Source organism: Cellulomonas sp. Root485 (assembly GCF_001426705.1).
Classification (GTDB): domain Bacteria; phylum Actinomycetota; class Actinomycetes; order Actinomycetales; family Cellulomonadaceae; genus Cellulomonas.
Genome location: NZ_LMFC01000002.1, coordinates 573,272 through 588,970 on the forward strand (window position 1 = coordinate 573,272; position 15,699 = coordinate 588,970).

Annotated in this window: 17 protein-coding genes and 1 pseudogene; 13 read left to right on the forward strand and 5 right to left on the reverse strand. The window is 72.5% G+C overall.

Annotated elements, in window-relative coordinates:
* Positions 1-19 precede the first annotated feature (19 nt).
* On the reverse strand, positions 20-685 hold the full coding sequence (gene phoU, locus ASD16_RS11275; RefSeq protein ID WP_055916894.1) for a phosphate signaling complex protein PhoU: 666 nt from the start codon (positions 683-685) through the stop codon (positions 20-22).
* Positions 686-916: 231 nt separating this feature from the next.
* Between phoU and ASD16_RS11280 the strand changes: the two genes are divergently transcribed.
* The 8 genes from ASD16_RS11280 (at position 917) to pstB (ending at position 8,043) form a co-directional block, all read left to right on the forward strand.
* On the forward strand, positions 917-1,318 hold the full coding sequence (locus ASD16_RS11280) for a hypothetical protein (protein ID WP_055916896.1): 402 nt from the start codon (positions 917-919) through the stop codon (positions 1,316-1,318).
* Between the two features lie 31 nt (positions 1,319-1,349).
* Positions 1,350-1,832: a DUF1269 domain-containing protein gene (locus ASD16_RS11285; protein ID WP_055916899.1), complete on the forward strand. Its 483-nt coding sequence runs from the start codon at positions 1,350-1,352 to the stop codon at positions 1,830-1,832.
* A 130-nt stretch (positions 1,833-1,962) separates the two neighbouring features.
* Complete coding sequence (locus ASD16_RS11290; RefSeq protein ID WP_055916902.1) at positions 1,963-3,165, forward strand: cell wall metabolism sensor histidine kinase WalK; 1,203 nt, start codon at positions 1,963-1,965, stop codon at positions 3,163-3,165.
* Positions 3,162-3,887: a response regulator transcription factor gene (locus ASD16_RS11295; protein WP_055916905.1), complete on the forward strand. Its 726-nt coding sequence runs from the start codon at positions 3,162-3,164 to the stop codon at positions 3,885-3,887. The genes ASD16_RS11290 and ASD16_RS11295 overlap by 4 nt, the downstream gene beginning before the upstream one ends.
* 186 nt (positions 3,888-4,073) lie before the next feature.
* The gene (gene pstS / locus ASD16_RS11300) at positions 4,074-5,189 is read left to right on the forward strand and encodes a phosphate ABC transporter substrate-binding protein PstS (protein WP_055916908.1); all 1,116 of its coding nucleotides are present in this window, start codon (positions 4,074-4,076) and stop codon (positions 5,187-5,189) included.
* A 90-nt stretch (positions 5,190-5,279) separates the two neighbouring features.
* Entirely contained in the window at positions 5,280-6,302 is a 1,023-nt protein-coding gene (pstC, locus tag ASD16_RS11305) for a phosphate ABC transporter permease subunit PstC (RefSeq protein WP_082570780.1), read from the forward strand.
* Complete coding sequence (pstA, locus tag ASD16_RS11310; protein ID WP_055916911.1) at positions 6,302-7,252, forward strand: phosphate ABC transporter permease PstA; 951 nt, start codon at positions 6,302-6,304, stop codon at positions 7,250-7,252. The genes pstC and pstA overlap by 1 nt, the downstream gene beginning before the upstream one ends.
* An 11-nt stretch (positions 7,253-7,263) precedes the next feature.
* Positions 7,264-8,043: a phosphate ABC transporter ATP-binding protein PstB gene (gene pstB / locus ASD16_RS11315; RefSeq protein WP_055916914.1), complete on the forward strand. Its 780-nt coding sequence runs from the start codon at positions 7,264-7,266 to the stop codon at positions 8,041-8,043.
* A 55-nt stretch (positions 8,044-8,098) separates the two neighbouring features.
* On the opposite strand, the gene ASD16_RS11320 is transcribed toward pstB, so the two are convergent.
* Positions 8,099-8,608 carry a hypothetical protein gene (locus ASD16_RS11320; protein WP_055916917.1) on the reverse strand — a complete coding sequence of 170 codons (510 nt, stop codon included), beginning with the start codon at positions 8,606-8,608 and terminating at the stop codon, positions 8,099-8,101.
* Positions 8,609-8,853: 245 nt separating this feature from the next.
* On the opposite strand from ASD16_RS11320, the gene ASD16_RS11325 reads away from it, so the two are divergent.
* Genes ASD16_RS11325 through ispF form a run of 3 tightly spaced genes read left to right on the forward strand, consistent with a single transcriptional unit; the run spans position 8,854 to position 10,587 of the window.
* Complete coding sequence (locus ASD16_RS11325; protein WP_055916922.1) at positions 8,854-9,336, forward strand: CarD family transcriptional regulator; 483 nt, start codon at positions 8,854-8,856, stop codon at positions 9,334-9,336.
* Positions 9,337-9,349: 13 nt separating this feature from the next.
* Positions 9,350-10,096: a 2-C-methyl-D-erythritol 4-phosphate cytidylyltransferase gene (gene ispD, locus ASD16_RS11330; RefSeq protein WP_055916925.1), complete on the forward strand. Its 747-nt coding sequence runs from the start codon at positions 9,350-9,352 to the stop codon at positions 10,094-10,096.
* Positions 10,093-10,587, forward strand: coding sequence for a 2-C-methyl-D-erythritol 2,4-cyclodiphosphate synthase (ispF, locus tag ASD16_RS21425; RefSeq protein ID WP_082570781.1), 495 nt, complete (start codon positions 10,093-10,095; stop codon positions 10,585-10,587). Before ispD ends, ispF begins: the two co-directional genes overlap by 4 nt.
* Before the next feature lie 29 nt (positions 10,588-10,616).
* Here the strand turns inward: ispF and ASD16_RS11335 are convergent.
* Positions 10,617-11,480 (reverse strand): annotated as a pseudogene (locus ASD16_RS11335) (EamA family transporter); the annotation flags it as partial.
* A 61-nt stretch (positions 11,481-11,541) separates the two neighbouring features.
* Between ASD16_RS11335 and ASD16_RS11340 the strand changes: the two are divergent.
* Positions 11,542-12,447 carry a LysR family transcriptional regulator gene (locus ASD16_RS11340; RefSeq protein ID WP_055916928.1) on the forward strand — a complete coding sequence of 302 codons (906 nt, stop codon included), beginning with the start codon at positions 11,542-11,544 and terminating at the stop codon, positions 12,445-12,447.
* An 82-nt stretch (positions 12,448-12,529) separates the two neighbouring features.
* A complete protein-coding gene (locus tag ASD16_RS11345) occupies positions 12,530-12,745 on the forward strand; it encodes a hypothetical protein (RefSeq protein ID WP_055916931.1) in 216 nt (71 codons plus the stop codon).
* 8 nt (positions 12,746-12,753) lie between these two features.
* Here ASD16_RS11345 and ASD16_RS11350 read toward each other — a convergent pair whose 3' ends face one another.
* On the reverse strand, positions 12,754-13,701 hold the full coding sequence (locus tag ASD16_RS11350) for an NADP-dependent oxidoreductase (RefSeq protein ID WP_082570858.1): 948 nt from the start codon (positions 13,699-13,701) through the stop codon (positions 12,754-12,756).
* Positions 13,702-13,780: 79 nt separating this feature from the next.
* The gene (locus ASD16_RS11355; protein WP_055916933.1) at positions 13,781-15,697 is read right to left on the reverse strand and encodes a glycoside hydrolase family 127 protein; all 1,917 of its coding nucleotides are present in this window, start codon (positions 15,695-15,697) and stop codon (positions 13,781-13,783) included.
* Positions 15,698-15,699: the final 2 nt, after the last annotated feature.

The following is a 15,699-nucleotide window of genomic DNA, read 5'->3' on the forward strand; positions in this document are numbered from 1 at the left end:
CCGAGCTCGGCGCTGCCGATCAGTTCGCGGTGCGGTCCAGCTCCGGGCGGGCGGCGCCCGTCACCAGGTACGTCACGCGGCGGGCGACCGAGACGCCGTGGTCGCCGAACCGCTCGTAGTACCGGCCGAGCAGGGTGACGTCGATGGTCTCCTGCGTGGTGCCGGCCCAGGAGCCACCGAGCAGGGCAGCGAACGTGTCCTCGTGCAGCTCGTCGAGGAGGTCGTCGTCCTGCTCGATGCTCTCCGCCAGCTGGATCTCGCGGCTGTGCAGCAGCGTGGTGGTGCGCCGGGCGACGCGGACGGCGGCGTCGTGCATCTCGGCGAACGTTCCGGAGAGCGCCTGCGGCACGGCGTGGCGGGGGTACCGCCCGCGGGCCACCTGGGCGACGTGCCGGGCGAGGTCGCCCATGCGCTCCAGCGAGGCGCTCATCCGCAGCGCCGACACGACGATCCGCAGGTCCGTGGCGACGGGCTGCTGCTGCGCGAGCAGCAGGACGCAGCGCTCGTCGAGGTCGCGCTCGATGGCGTCGATGGCCAGGTCGTCGGCGATCACGGACTCCGCCAGCGCGAGGTCGGCCGTGAGCAGCGCGATGCCGGCATTGGTGATGGCCTGCTCGACCCGGCCGCTCATCGCCGCCAGGTCCTCGCCCAGCTGGTGCAGCTCGGCGTCGAAGATGTCCCGCATGTGCTCCCTCTCGTGCCGCGACGGCAGGTGCCGCGCGCAGCGACAGGCTGCCACCGGCAGGTGAACAGCCGGGCGCGGGCAGGTGAACGGACGACGGCCGTTCTGGGGGGACGGGCCATGCGCAGCGATGTGCGGCGATTCGTCCCCATCGTGCCCCGCGAACCCCTAGCCTGCGAAGAGATGTTCCTGCTGGTCGAATCGTCGGAGAAGACCCACAGAGGGAGACGCGCGATGGCACAGAAGGTCACTGCCTGGGTCGGCTGGGTGTGGTTCGCGGCGTTCGCGATCCTCGTCTCGGGACTGTTCAACATCATCTCCGGGGCGGTGGCGGTGTTCTCCCCGAAGACGGTCCTGTCCTGGTCGCCCGACGGCATCGCGGTCGTGGACGTGTCGACGTGGGGGTGGGTGCACCTGGTCCTCGGGGTGCTGCTCCTGTTCGTCGGGTTCGCGCTGTTCTCCGGTGCGGGCTGGGCGCGGGTCTTCGCGGTCGTGCTGGTGATCCTGAACCTGCTCGCGCAGTTCGTGTCGCTGCCCGTCACGCCGTGGTGGTCACTGATCGCCATCGTCCTGGACTTCTTCATCCTGTGGGCCCTGACGGTCCACGGCGACGAGGTCGCCAGGGCCAACCGCTGAGAGAGTTCGAACGGGGAGAGAGAGGGACGAGATGACGACATTCACCGCATGGAAGTTCGACACCGCCGACGGGGCGCAGAAGGCCGTCACGGCGCTGAAGGGCGCGCAGAGCGACGGACTGGTCAAGATCGTCGACCACGCGGTCATCAGCTGGCCGGAGGGTGCCGACAAGCCCGAGATGCACCACTCGCACGACGACAAGCTGCGGGGTACCGGCTGGGGCGCGTTCTGGGGCCTGCTGTTCGGTGGCATCTTCTTCGTGCCGCTGCTCGGTGTCGCGGTCGGCGCGGCCGCCGGGGCGATCACGAAGGCCGTCTCCGCGGTCGGCATCCCGGAGAGCCAGCTCGACGAGATCCGTGCGCAGATCACCGTCGGGACGTCGCTGCTGTGCGCCGTCACGGAGAACGCGGACATGGACCGGCTCGGTGAGCGGATGCACGGCCTGCACAGCACGCTGGTGGCCACCAACCTCACGGACGCCGAGCGGTCTCTGCTGATGGAGACGTTCGGCTGAGCCCGAGGATCCCGGGAGCCGCTCGCACGAGCGGCCCCGGGTGAACTGCCGGTGAACGCTCGACGGCGGCGTGGCGCGCAGGGGCCACATCGGCGCGGCGCACCGTCCGGCGCGTCCTACTGTGAGTGTCGTGGACGGGATCGACGGGCTCATGCTCCTCCTCGCCGGCGGCCTCGGCCTGCTGGTGGGGATCTGGGCGACCCTGGCGTTCCGGTGGAGCGAGCGGTCGCAGCACGGTGCGCCGTCCCTGCCGACGCCGGCGCTGGACGACGGACTGGTCCGCACGCTCGCCGTGCTCCGGTCGGCCGCGGTGGTGCTCGACGAGTCCGACCAGGTGGTGCGGGCGAGCGCACCGGCCCACGCCCTCGGCATCGTGCGCGACGGGCGCGTGGCCCCGGCGGCGATCCGTGACCTGATCGCGCTGGTGCGACGGGACGGGGTCATCCGCGACGAGGTGCTCGAGGTGCCCCGCGGCCCGGTCGGTCCGGGCGTGCTGATGGTCCAGGTTCGGGTCGCTCAGGTCAGCGCCGACCACCTGGTGGTGCTGGCGGAGGACCTGACGCAGGCGCGGCGCCTCGAGGCGATCCGGCGCGACTTCGTCGTCAACGTCTCGCACGAGCTCAAGACCCCGGTGGGCGCGCTGGCGCTGCTCGCCGAGACGGTGCAGGACGCTGCCGACGACCCGGAGGCCGTGCGCCGGTTCGCGGGCCGGATGCAGGCGGAGGCCACGCGGCTGTCGGCGCTGGTGCACGAGATCATCGAGCTGTCGCGGCTGCAGGTGGCGGGGGCGCTCGGGCAGGTCGGGCTGGTCGACGTGGACCAGGTCCTGTCGGAGGCCGTCGACCGCGCCCGCACGACCGCGGAGGCCAAGCACGTCCGGCTCGACATCGGTGGCGTGCGCGGCACGCGCGTGCTGGGGCAGCACGACCTGCTGGTCACGGCGGTGCGCAACCTGCTGGACAACGCCGTCGCGTACTCCGGCGAGGCGTCGCACGTCGGCGTGGGGGTGCGGACGGACGGCGACCTGGTGGAGATCGCGGTGGTCGACGAGGGGATCGGCATCACCCCGGCCGAGCAGGAGCGCGTGTTCGAGCGGTTCTACCGGGTGGACCCCGCGCGCTCGCGCGACACCGGCGGCACCGGCCTCGGCCTCTCGATCGTCAAGCACGTCGCGGCGGACCACGGCGGTGAGGTGACGGTCTGGTCGCAGCCCGGTCGCGGGTCCACGTTCACGCTGCGGCTGCCGCGCGCCGAGGAGGAGCCCACGTCGACCGTGAGCCAGCTGCCCGTCACCGACATCGAAGGAGCGCACGTGCGCCGGAGCGCGTCATGACCCGGATCCTGCTCGTCGAGGACGAGGAGTCCTACCGGGACCCGCTGACGTACCAGCTGGAGCGGGAGGGCTTCGACGTGGTCACGGCCGCCACCGGCCCGGAGGCGCTCACGAAGTTCGACGAGTTCGGCGCGGACCTCGTGCTGCTCGACCTCATGCTCCCCGGCCTGCCGGGCACCGAGGTGTGCCGCCGGCTGCGCCTGGTGAGCGACGTGCCCGTCATCATGCTCACCGCGAAGGACGACGAGATCGACAAGGTGGTCGGCCTGGAGCTGGGTGCCGACGACTACGTCACCAAGCCGTACTCGTCGCGCGAGCTGCTGGCCCGCGTCCGCGCGGTGCTGCGCCGCCGGGAGGCCGTCGTGGTCTCCGCGGGCACAGCCGGTGCTCCGCCGTTCCACGAGGACGACGACGAGCTGCTGGTCGCCGGGCCGGTGCGGATGGACGTCGAGCGGCACACGGTCCGCGTGCGCGACGAGCTGGTCGCCTTCCCGCTCAAGGAGTTCGAGCTGCTCGAGCTGCTGCTCCGCAACGCGGGCCGGGTGCTCACGCGCGGGCAGCTGATCGACCGCATCTGGGGCTCGGACTACGTCGGCGACACCAAGACGCTCGACGTCCACGTCAAGCGCGTCCGCGCCAAGATCGAGGTCGACCCCGGCAACCCGCTGCTGCTGCAGACCGTCCGAGGGCTGGGCTACAAGCTCACCGACGACGGCGAGTAGCCCCGACGACGACGCCCCGCCCGCCCTCGGCGCGCGGGGCGTCGCTGCGCCCGGACACCCGTCCGACTCGTCGGCCACCGTTCACCTGGGGTTCACCCGATGCCGTCCACCCGGTCACGTGCACTTCCTACGGTCAGCATCGCCGCGCACACATCGGTGCGCACCTGATCGACAGGACGGAACACAGTGAAGCTCTCCCTCCACGGCCGGATCGGCGCGATCGCCCTCACCGGCGCCGTCGCCCTCTCCCTCACGGCCTGCGGATCGGACGACCCCACCGGGTCCGGCGACAGCACGTCCGGCGCCCCCGAGCAGGCCAGCGAGCTCAGTGGTGACCTGAACGGCGCCGGCGCCACGTCGCAGGAGAAGGCGATGGATGCCTGGCGTGCCGGCTTCCAGAGCGCCAACCCCGACGTCAACGTCAACTACGACCCGGTCGGCTCCGGCGGCGGTCGCACGCAGTTCCTCGACGGCTCGGTCCAGTTCGCCGGCACCGACTCGGCGCTGACGAGCGAGGAGCTCGAGCAGGCCAAGGGCGTCTGCACCACCGGCGCCATCGACATCCCGGTCTACATCAGCCCGATCGCGGTCGTCTTCAACCTCGAGGGCGTCACCGAGCTCAATCTCTCGGCGGCCACCATCGCGGGGATCTTCGACGGCAAGATCACCAGCTGGGACGCCCCCGAGATCGCCGCGGAGAACCCCGACGCCACGCTCCCGGCGACGGCGATCACGCCGGTCCACCGCTCCGACGAGTCGGGCACCACGAAGAACTTCACCGACTACCTGGCGAAGGCCTCGGGTGGCGTGTGGACCTACGAGGCGGACGGCAACTGGCCCATCGAGGGCGGCGAGTCGGCGCAGGGCACCTCGGGCGTCATCCAGACGGTCCAGGGCGGCGACGGCACGATCGCGTACGCCGACAACTCCGCCGTCGGCACGCTCGGCGTGGCCAGCATCAAGGTCGGCGAGGAGTGGGTCGCCCCGTCCGAGGAGGCTGCCGCGGCCGCGGTCGACGCCTCCCCGCGGGACGAGGAGCGCGCCGACGGCGACATCGTCATCAAGATCGACCGTGAGACGACGGAGGCCGGCGCGTACCCGCTGATCCTCGTGTCGTACTCGATCGCGTGCCTCGAGTACGCCACGGCCGAGCAGGCCGACCTGGTCAAGGGCTTCCTCAGCTACGTGGTGAGCGAGGAGGGCCAGTCCGCGTCCGAGGATGCAGCCGGTTCCGCGCCGCTGTCCGAGACGCTCCGCACCGACGTCCAGGCAGCGATCGACTCGATCACCGCAGCCGCCTGACGTCCACACCCGCCGGTGGCGGGCCCGCCTCGGGGGGAGGACGGGTCCGCCGCCGGCGGCGCACCACCCACCACGAGCAGCAGGAGAGAAGTGACCAGCACCCAGAGCCCGCCGACGCAGGACGGTGTGCGCCCGACCGAGGACGTCGAGTCCCCGCGGCCGGGCCGCCGCCGTCGCACGCGTGTGGTCGACAGGGGCGCGAGCCGAGTGTTCCGGTGGACGGCCACCGGCGCCGGCGCCCTCATCCTCGTCGTGCTCGTCGCGGTCGCCGCCTTCCTGGTGCTGCGCGCGTGGCCGGCGCTGACCACCCCGGCCGCCGAGCTGACCGAGAAGGTCTCGTGGATGGGCGAGGCGACCTCGCTCCTCGACTTCGTGGGGCCGCTGATCTTCGGCACGGTCCTCGCCGCGGCCCTCGCGCTGGTGATCGCGACGCCGATCGCACTCGGGATCGCGCTGTTCACCTCGCACTACGCGCCGCGCCGGCTGGCCTCGGGCCTCGGCTACCTGGTCGACCTGCTCGCGGCCATCCCGTCGGTGGTCTACGGCCTGTGGGGCGGCCTGGTGCTCGCGCCGATGGTCAAGCCGATCTGGGCGTGGCTCAACGAGTACCTCGGGTTCATCCCGTTCTTCGCCGGCACCGTCTCGCCGACCGCCCGCGTGCTCATGACGGTGGGCCTGGTGCTCGCGGTGATGATCCTGCCGATCATCACGGCCGTGAGCCGCGAGGTGTTCCTGCAGACGCCGCGGCTGCACGAGGAGGCGGCACTCGCCCTGGGGGCGACGCGCTGGGAGATGATCCGGGTCGCGGTCCTCCCCTTCGCGCGCTCGGGCATCGTCTCGGCCGCGATGCTCGGCCTGGGCCGGGCCCTCGGCGAGACGATGGCCGTCCTGATGATCCTGTCGCCCGGGTTCCTGTACTCGTTCAAGCTCCTCGAGGCGGGGCAGCAGCAGACGATCGCCGCCAACATCGCCGCACAGTTCCCCGAGGCCAACCCGCTCGGTGTCTCGGCACTGATCGCCACGGGCCTCGCGCTGTTCGTCATCACGCTCGTCGTCAACATGGCCGCCCGCGCGATCGTCGCGCGCCGCAAGGACTTCTCGGGAGCCAACTGATGAGCGCCACGACCCTCCCCGAGGGCAACGCCGAGCTCCGCGCGCTCCTGCGCCAGGTCGACAAGGGCCGGCACCGCCGGGACCGCGTCATGAAGGTGCTCATCTACGCCGCCTTCGTGCTGGCGATGCTGCCGCTGATCTCGGTCTCCTGGACCGTGCTCGTGAACGGTATCGAGCGCTTCAACGCCTACTTCCTGACGCACTCGATGCGCGGGGTGTACGGCGGCATGGACGCGGGCGGCATCTACCACGCCATCATCGGCACGCTCGAGATCACGCTCTTCGCCACCCTGATCTCGGTGCCGATCGGCCTGCTCACGGCCATCTACCTGGTGGAGTACGGCCGCGGCGCGCTCGCGCGGTCCGTCACCTTCTTCGTCGACGTGATGACGGGCATCCCGTCGATCGTCGCCGGCCTGTTCGCCTACGCGCTGTTCGCCGTCATCCTCGGTCCGGGCATCCGGATGGGCGCCGTCGGCTCCGTCGCGCTGTCCGTGCTGATGATCCCGGTCGTCGTGCGCTCGTGCGAGGAGATGCTGCGGCTGGTGCCCAACGAGCTGCGCGAGGCGGCGCTCGCCCTGGGTGTGCCGCGCTGGCTCGTCGTCATCAAGGTCGTCCTGCGCACCTCGATCGCCGGGATCGGCACCGGCATCACGCTCGCGATCGCCCGCATCATCGGCGAGACCGCACCCCTGCTGATCACGGTCGGCGTCATCGACTCGATCAACTTCAACCTGTTCGAGGGCCGGATGATGACGCTCCCGGTCTATGTCTACCGGCAGTACTCGCAGGGCCTGGTGCCCTGCACGCCCGGCGACCTCGAGTGCATCCCGACCATCAACTACGACCGGGCCTGGGCCGCGGCGCTGACGCTGATCCTCATCGTCATGCTGCTCAACCTGATCGGCCGCCTGATCACCCGCTTCTTCGCCCCCAAGAACCTCGGCTGAAAGACAGACCCATGGCACAGCGCATCGACGTCAAGGACCTGAACATCTTCTACGGCGACTTCCGGGCCGTGGCCGACGTGGAGATGGCGGTCGAGCCCCGCTCGGTGACCGCCTTCATCGGCCCGTCCGGCTGCGGGAAGTCGACCTTCCTGCGGACGCTCAACCGCATGCACGAGGTCATCCCCGGGGCACGCGTGCAGGGCAGCGTCGCGATGGACGGCGTCGACCTGTACGGCTCCGACATCGACCCCGTCGCGGTCCGCCGCCAGGTGGGCATGGTGTTCCAGCGCCCGAACCCGTTCCCGACGATGTCGATCGCGGAGAACGTGCTGGCCGGCATCAAGCTGAACAACCGGCGCATCTCCAAGGGGGACGCCCAGGACGTCGTCGAGGCCTCGCTGCGCGGCGCCAACCTCTGGAACGAGGTCAAGGACCGGCTCAACCGGCCCGGCTCGGGGCTCTCGGGCGGTCAGCAGCAGCGGCTGTGCATCGCGCGCGCCATCGCGGTCAAGCCGCAGGTGCTGCTCATGGACGAGCCGTGCTCGGCGCTGGACCCGATCTCGACCCTCGCTATCGAGGACCTCATCGCGGAGCTGAAGTCCGACTACACGATCGTCATCGTCACGCACAACATGCAGCAGGCCGCGCGAGTCTCCGACCGGACGGCCTTCTTCAACCTCGCGGCCACGGGCGAGCCGGGCCGGCTGGTGGAGATCGACGACACGGCGACGATCTTCTCCTCCCCGCGGGTGCAGGCCACGGAGGACTACATCTCGGGCCGCTTCGGCTGAGCCTGCACGCAGAAGGGGCCGTCCGATCCCGGACGGCCCCTTCTGTGCGTTCTGATCAGTCCTCGGCGGGTGCGGTGGGCACCTGCGAGGCGTACTCGGGCAGCGTGCCGTCGAGCACCGGCACCTGCTCGACGATCGAGCCGTCCTCGGGCGTGGAGATGGTCACGGGGACCAGGCCGCCCGGCGGGGCGTCGATCGCCTCGAACGTCACCTCGGCGTACCCCTCGTCCTCGGCGTCGCTGACCCCGAGGAGCACGGTCTCCTTCGGGCCCAGCTCGACGATGGTCTCCTCGTCACCGATCGCGAGGGTGACCGAGCGGTCCTCGTTGCTGTCGTTGATGAGCCCGCCCTGGAGCGTCCCGGGGTCGCCCTGCGCCGCGACGAGCACGTGCAGGTTGCTGCCGCGCACGTCGCCGAGCACGAAGCGGACCCCGTCCGACGCCGAGTACACGTCCTGCGTGGTGATCGGGTTGGTCGCGGAGCAGCCGGCGAGCGTGAGCCCGGCGACGGCGACCCCGACGACGAGGGCGGCTGCCCGGAGGGTGCGGGGGCGGGGCGAGGTCACGGTGACTCCTCGGGACGTCGGACGCTACGGGCTGGGCTGGTGGACGGAGCATCTCCGCCGGGCCCCAGCCTAGCCGCCGCGCGCGCCTGCGCCGGGCGTGCAGGACGCGTGACCGGCTCGGGCGAAGGGGGGGCGGTGTCCTGCCGGTGACCTGCCGGTTGACCTGCGCAGATGCCGGTAATCACGCGGCAAAAGGCCAAAAACGGCGTGATAAGATACCCCTCTGCGAAAGGGGACACCTGCAGATGACTTTCACTGTTGGGGAGACCGTTGTCTACCCGCACCACGGTGCGGCATTGATCGAAGAGATCAAGACCAGGACCATCCGCGGAGAGGACAAGCTCTACCTCAAGCTCAAGGTCGCTCAGGGAGATCTCACCATCGAGGTCCCGGCTGAGAACGTGGACCTGGTGGGCGTGCGCGACGTCGTCGGTCAGGAAGGTCTCGACAAGGTGTTCGAGGTCCTGAGGGCGCCGTACACCGAAGAGCCGACCAACTGGTCCCGCCGCTACAAGGCGAACCTCGAGAAGCTCGCGTCGGGCGACGTCATCAAGGTGGCGGAGGTCGTGCGCGACCTCTCGCGCCGGGACGCCGACCGCGGCCTGTCGGCGGGCGAGAAGCGCATGCTCGCCAAGGCCCGCCAGATCCTCGTCTCGGAGCTCGCACTCGCCGAGCACACCGAGGAGGAGAAGGCCGAAGCGATCCTCGACGAGGTCCTCGCATCCTGACGCCACCACCACGGTGAGTGTCGCTGCAGTACTGACTGCCGCCGGGAGCGGCAGCAGGCTCGGTCATTCCCTCCCGAAGGCCCTCGTGCCCCTGGGAGGTCAGTCGCTCGTCGCGCACGCTGCCCGGAACCTTCTGGCGGCGCGGGCGGCGGGCGACGATCGCGTCCGGGTGCTGGTGGTCACCGCACCCGCGTTCCACCTCGACGCGATCGCCCGCGAGCTGGACGGTCTCGAGACCGAGGTCACGCTGCTGGTCGTCGCCGGCGGCGCCACCCGGCAGGCGTCGGTGGCCGCCGGTCTGGCTGCGCTCGACGCCGACCAGCGCGCGACCGACGTCGACGTGGTCCTGGTGCACGACGCCGCCCGTCCGCTCGCGCCCGCGTCGCTGGTCGCCCGCGTGATCGAGGCGGTGCGGGACGGGCACCCCGCGGTGGTGCCCGGCCTGCCGGTGACGGACACGATCAAGCGCGTCGCACCGCACCGTGGCGTGACCGTCGAGCCGGTGCTCGAGACGGTCCCGCGCGCCGAGCTCCGCGCCGTCCAGACGCCGCAGGGGTTCACCCGGGACCTGCTGCTGCGGGCGCACGCGCACGGTACCGACGACGCGCACGACGAGGAGCTGGCCGCCTCCGACGACGCCGGCCTGGTCGAGCGGCTCGGCGAACCCGTGTGGGTCGTCGCGGGCGACGAGCGGGCCGCGAAGATCACGACCGCGCGGGATCTCGCGGTCGCCGCCCTGCCGACGGAGAGCGACGAGTGAGCACCCTGCCCCGCACGGGGATCGGCGTCGACGTGCACGCGTACGACCTGGACCCCGCACCCGGCGACGTGATGCACCTCGCCGGGCTCGCCTGGCCCGGGGAGCGCCCGCTCGCGGGGCACTCCGACGCGGACGTCGCCGCGCACGCCGCCGCGGACGCGCTGCTCTCCGCGGCGGGTCTGGGTGACCTCGGGTCGAACTTCGGCACGTCGGAGCCGCAGTGGGCCGGTGCGGCCGGTGCCGTCCTGCTGGCAGAGGCGGCGCGACGGGTGCGCGACGCGGGGTTCGCCATCGGCAACGTGGCGGTCCAGGTGATCGGCAACCGCCCGAAGGTCGGTCAGCGGCGCACGGAGGCGGAGGCGGTGCTCTCCGAGGCCGTCGGCGCGCCCGTGAGCGTCTCCGCGACCACGACGGACGGGCTCGGGCTCACCGGTCGTGGCGAGGGCGTCGCGGCGATCGCGACCGCGCTGGTCGTGGGCACGTCCGGCTGACGCCGGCGCAGGCTGCCCAGCAGCACCCCCGCGAGCACCAGCGCACCGCACGCCAGCTCGATCGCTGACGTGCGCTCGCGCAGCAGCAGCCACGAGGCGCCGATGCCGACCACGGGCACCAGCATCGAGAACGGGGCGACCGTGCTGGACGGGTGCCGTCCCATCAGTGCGCTCCACAGGCCGGAGCCCACGAGCGTCGCCACGACGACCGTGAAGAGCAGCCCCGCCAGTGCGAGCAGACCCTGGGTGCTGCCCAGGTCCTGGAACGACCCGGCGATCGCGGCGGGACCCTCGACGAGCAGGGACAGTGCCAGCAGTGGCAGGGGTGGCACGACGGACATCCACAGCAGCAGCCGGAACGGGTCTCCGGGCTGCGCCTGCATGGCACGGCGGTTGCCGAGGTTCCCGACCGCCCAGCCGAGCCCTCCGCACAGGGTCAGCAGGACCGGGACCAGGGTCGCGCCGCCGGCCAGCCCGGCGCGGTGCGCGGCGATGCCCGCCAGGCCGACGACGGCGAGCAGGATCCCGGCACCCTGGCGCGCGGTGATGCGCTCGCGCAGGAACACCCCGGCCAGCAGCACCGTGAACGGGGCGGAGGACTGCAGCACGAGCGAGGCCAGCCCGGTCGGCATGCCGCTGGACATCGCCAGGTAGAGGAACACGAACTGCAGGATGCCGAACCCGAGGCCGTAGAGCAGGATCCAGCGCCGCCCGGCGGTGGGTCGGGGGACCAGCAGGAGGGTCGGGATCGCGAGCAGGGCGAACCGGAGCGCGACGAGGAAGAACGGCGGGAACTGTTCGAGGGACAGGTGGATCGCCGGGAAGTTCAGCCCCCAGAGCACGGCGACGAAGGCGGCGATGAGGCGGTCGCGGGTGGGCATGGTCCCGAGCATGCGCGCCCGTCACCGTGCAGCACCATCGAATCGTGATGACGTGACGCTGTAGCGTTGCTGCATGGATCCGCGCACGCTCGAGACACTCCGGACCGTCGGCAGCCAGGGGGGCGTGACGGCCGCCGCGGCGGTGCTGCACCTGACGCCGTCGGCGGTGTCCCAGCAGGTCGCGCTCCTGCAGCGCGAGGTCGGCGTGCCCCTGACGGAACGGGTCGGTCGAGGCCTGCGGCTGACCCCGGCCGGCGAGGCGCTGGCCGAGGCGGCGGTGGACGTGGCGGTCGCCCTCGAACGGGCGCGCGCCGCGTGCGACGAGTTCCTGGAGCGGCCGCAGGGCGTCGTGCGGGTGTCGGCGTTCCAGAGCGGCGCCCAGCTGCTGCTGCCGGCTCTGCTCACGCGCGTGGCGGGGATCGAGGGCATCACCCTGGAGTGCACCGACGAGGACGTCGCGCAGGACGACTTCGTGGCCCTCACGGACCGGATGGACGTCGTCGTCGCCCATCGACCCGACGACGGCCTCGGGTGGTCGGGCGGCAGGGCGGTCCAGGTGGTGCCGCTGCTGCGCGAGCCCCTCGACCTCGCGGTCCCGCTCGACCACCCGCTGGCACAGCACGCCGAGGTCCGCCCGGACGACCTGCGCGACCTGCCGTGGATCGCCGTGCGGGAGGGGTTCCCCGTCGCGACCGTGCTCGGCGCGGTCGGCGCCCGCTCGGGGGAGACGCCGCGGATCGTGCACCGCGTCAACGACTTCCACGTGGTCGAGGCGCTGGTCGAGGCCGGTCACGGGGTGTCGCTGCTGCCCCGGTACACCTTCGGGGGCGGGGCGCGCGTGCGGCTGGTGCCGCTGGCCGGAGTCCGGGCCGGCCGCAGGATCGATGCGCTCGTGCGGCGCGACCGCGCCGAGCGGCTGGTGGTCCGCCGGGTCCTCGACGAGCTGCGTGCGCTCGCGGTGGATATCGATACCGCCTAGCGCCCGGCGTGTGCCCGCACGTCAGCGGCGTGTCCGAAATCTGGGGTAGCGTCCCGTCCCCCAGTCCAGTACCGTCCCCGGCGTGACACAGTCGTCGGACGCCAAGACCGAGAGGCTCCCCATCGTGGGAGCGCTCGCACGCCCCCACCTGCCGGTCCGGGACAACGGCGTCCAGGCGATCCGGATCCGCGTCCGTGTCCCGCTCGACGTGCTGGAGGCGACCAGCGCCGGACTGCGGGAGCTCGACGAGCACAACCGCCGCGAGATCAGCGAGACGCCGCCGCCGCTGCCCTTCTGAGAGCGCCCTCAGGGCACCAGTACGAGCTTTCCCGCGTGTCCCGCCTGCCCGTCCCGGTGGGCCTGGGCGACGTCCGCGAGGGGATAGGTCCGCGCGACGCGGACGTCCAGCGTGCCGTCGGAGGCCAGCTCCGCCAGCTGCGCCCGCGCCGCCTCCCGCACGGCGGTGCCGGGATCCGCACCGGGTCCGCCACCCAGGGCCTTGATGCCCAGGTCACCGGCGCGGCCGAACCCCGCGATCGTCGCGACGCGGTCGCGGTCGGCGACCAGGGCGACCGACGTGTCGAGAGCCTCGTCGGTGCCGACCGTGTCGATGGCGACCGTCACGGCGCCGGTGTGCCGGGTGGCCTCGAGCACCCGCTCGAGCAGGCCGTCGCCGTAGGCCACCGGGTTCGCGCCCAGGTCACGCAGGTCGTCGTGGTGCCGCGGGGAGGCCGTCGCGATCACCTGGGCGCCGCGCAGGACCGCCAGCTGGACGACCATGCGGCCCACGCCGCCCGAGCCGCCGTGCACGAGCACGACGTCGCCGTCGCGGGTGCCGGTCGCGCTGAGCGTGTGCACGGCTGTGGCTCCGGCCAGCAGCAGCCCGGCGGCCGCCGGCCAGTCGAGGTTCGCCGGCCGTCGCACGGTGACCTGCTCGGAGACCACGATCCGGTCGGCGTAGCCACCCTTCACGCGCCACGCGATGATCTCGTCGCCGGGGGAGAGCCAGCGCACCGACGGCCCGACCGCGCTCACGACGCCGGACACCTCGTACCCGAGCCGCATGGGCAGGTTCTCGGGGTTCGTGCCGTAGACGCCGGCGTAGGCCTTCCAGTCGGTCGGGTTGACCCCCGCAGCCCGGACCTCGACGAGGACGTTGCCGGGACCCGGCTCGCCCGGGTCGACGTCGACGAGGCGGAGGACTTCGGGACCGCCGTACGCGCAGGCGACGACGGCCCTGCTGGTGATGGCCACCGGCACACTCTGCACCTGACCCGGGCCCGAGGGCCAGAGCCAGCCTGCTGGGGGCGCGCCGATCACCCCGTCGGGTGACTCACGCCAGCGGCAGCCACACCCGCATCGTCGACGGTCCCCGGTTCGCCCAGTCGTGGTACGCGATCAGCGGTGCCTCCGTGCGGGGCTGGTCCGCCGGTGGCGGCGGGGCGCCGTACGGCCAGGCGTCGTCGGCAGGCGCCGCGGTGACGACGGTGACCAGCACGCGCCCGTCGACCTCCCGCACGCCGGCGTCCAGGTCGAGCAGCACCCCGGACACGTCGGCGCCGTCGAGGTCGACGGACTCCAGGGCCAGCACCTCCGGTCCGCGCTCGACCACGACACATCCCCGGACGGCGTCGATGCGGGGGTCGGGGCTCGACACGCGGGGCCCCATCGGCAGGTGCAGCTCGACCACGTCGCCCGCGGCGAACCGCCGGTGCACCGAGACCGTGCCGGCGGGGGCCGGCCGCGCGCCGTCGGGGGTGCGGAGCTCGGCGCCGTCGGCCCACGAGGGCACCCGCAGGGTCAGTGTCCACGGCCGGTCCTCGGTGGTCGCCACGGTCACGCGGACGACGCCGTCGCTCGGGTAGGCCGTGTCGACGTCGAGCTCCACGCGGCGGCCGTCGGCCAGCGTCGTGCGGATGCGGGACGGCGCGTACTGGTGGAGCTGCAGGCCGTCGTCGTCGGTGGTCGCTACGTACGCCGCGAGGCTGGCCAGCGTGCGGGCGACGTTCGGCGGGCAGCAGGACACGGCGAACCACGGGGCGCGCAACGACGACGACGCCCGAGGGCTCGCGACGTCCGTCGGCGGGACCGTCCCGGGCACGCGCTGGTGCAGCGTGTTCGTGTAGTAGAACGCGGTGCCCTCCTGCGACGGCGACGTGGCGACGACGTTGAACAGCGTGCGCTCCACGAGGTCCGCGTACCGGGGCAGGCCCTGGGCCAGCAGGAGCCGCCACGAGAACATCACCGAGCCGATCCCGGCGCACGTCTCGGAGTAGGCGCGGTCCGCGGGCAGGACGAAGTCGTGGCCGAACGCCTCGCCCTCGTGCTGCGAGCCCTGGCCGCCGGTGACGTAGGTCCGGCGCGCGACGGTGTTCTCCCACTGCGTGGTCAGCGCGTCGAGCAGGTCCTCGTCGTCGGTCTCGACCGCGACGTCGACCGCGCCCGCGGCCAGGTAGTTGGCCCGCACGGCGTGCCCGCGCAGCACGGTCGCCTCCCGCACCGGCACGTCGTCCTGGTAGTACGCCCGGCCGAGCTCGATGTCCGCGAGCGTCCCGGTGCCGCGGCGCTCGACGAACAGCGCGGCCTGGTCCACGTAGCGGCGCTCCCCGGTGGCGCGCCCGAGCTCCGCGAGCGCGGGCTCGATCTCGGCGTGCCCGCAGACGGACGCGATCCCGTCCGGGCCGAACGTCTCGACCACGTGGTCGGCCGCGCGACGGGCGACCCCCAGCAGGCCGTCGTCGGCGTCGGGACGCGTCCGGGCGCGGGCGACCGCCGCCTGGAAGAGGTGACCGAAGCAGTACAGCTCGTGGCCCCACTCCAGGTCGGAGTACCGCGGACGCTGCCCGGCCCGGCCGAAGTTGGTGTTCAGGTAGCCGTCGGCCTCCTGGGCGGCGGCGACGCGCCCGACGATCGCGCGGAACCGGCCGTCGAGGGCGGCGTCGTCCGTGCGGCCGATCTCCCACGCCATGGCCTCGAGCAGCTTGTAGACCTCCGAGTCGGAGAACTCGCGGCCCCCACGGTCGAGGTCGGACAGCGTGCCCGCCGCGGCGGCGTCGAAGTTGGGGATCCAGCCCTCGCGCTCCATCCAGTGCTCGATGTGCGCGAGGCTCGCGGAGCCGTTGACGGCCTGCCGCTGCGCCCAGAAGCCGCCGGTGATCTGCACGTCGGCGAGCCCGAGGGGCCGCAGGGTGCCGTGCGAGGGTGCGACCGGTGTGGAGGCGGAGCCGGCGGTCGTGGTGGTGGTGGTCATCG

What these genes read in the sequence shown, in the direction of transcription:
- ASD16_RS11325 (WP_055916922.1), top strand. Translation starts at nt 8,854, where the DNA reads ATGACTTTCACTGTTGGGGAGACCGTTGTCTACCCGCACCACGGTGCG.
- ASD16_RS11355 (WP_055916933.1), bottom strand. Translation starts at nt 15,697, where the DNA reads ATGACCACCACCACCACGACCGCCGGCTCCGCCTCCACACCGGTCGCA.
- ASD16_RS11285 (WP_055916899.1), top strand. Translation starts at nt 1,350, where the DNA reads ATGACGACATTCACCGCATGGAAGTTCGACACCGCCGACGGGGCGCAG.
- pstA (WP_055916911.1), top strand. Translation starts at nt 6,302, where the DNA reads ATGAGCGCCACGACCCTCCCCGAGGGCAACGCCGAGCTCCGCGCGCTC.
- pstB (WP_055916914.1), top strand. Translation starts at nt 7,264, where the DNA reads ATGGCACAGCGCATCGACGTCAAGGACCTGAACATCTTCTACGGCGAC.
- ASD16_RS11340 (WP_055916928.1), top strand. Translation starts at nt 11,542, where the DNA reads ATGGATCCGCGCACGCTCGAGACACTCCGGACCGTCGGCAGCCAGGGG.
- phoU (WP_055916894.1), bottom strand. Translation starts at nt 685, where the DNA reads ATGCGGGACATCTTCGACGCCGAGCTGCACCAGCTGGGCGAGGACCTG.
- ASD16_RS11280 (WP_055916896.1), top strand. Translation starts at nt 917, where the DNA reads ATGGCACAGAAGGTCACTGCCTGGGTCGGCTGGGTGTGGTTCGCGGCG.
- ASD16_RS11295 (WP_055916905.1), top strand. Translation starts at nt 3,162, where the DNA reads ATGACCCGGATCCTGCTCGTCGAGGACGAGGAGTCCTACCGGGACCCG.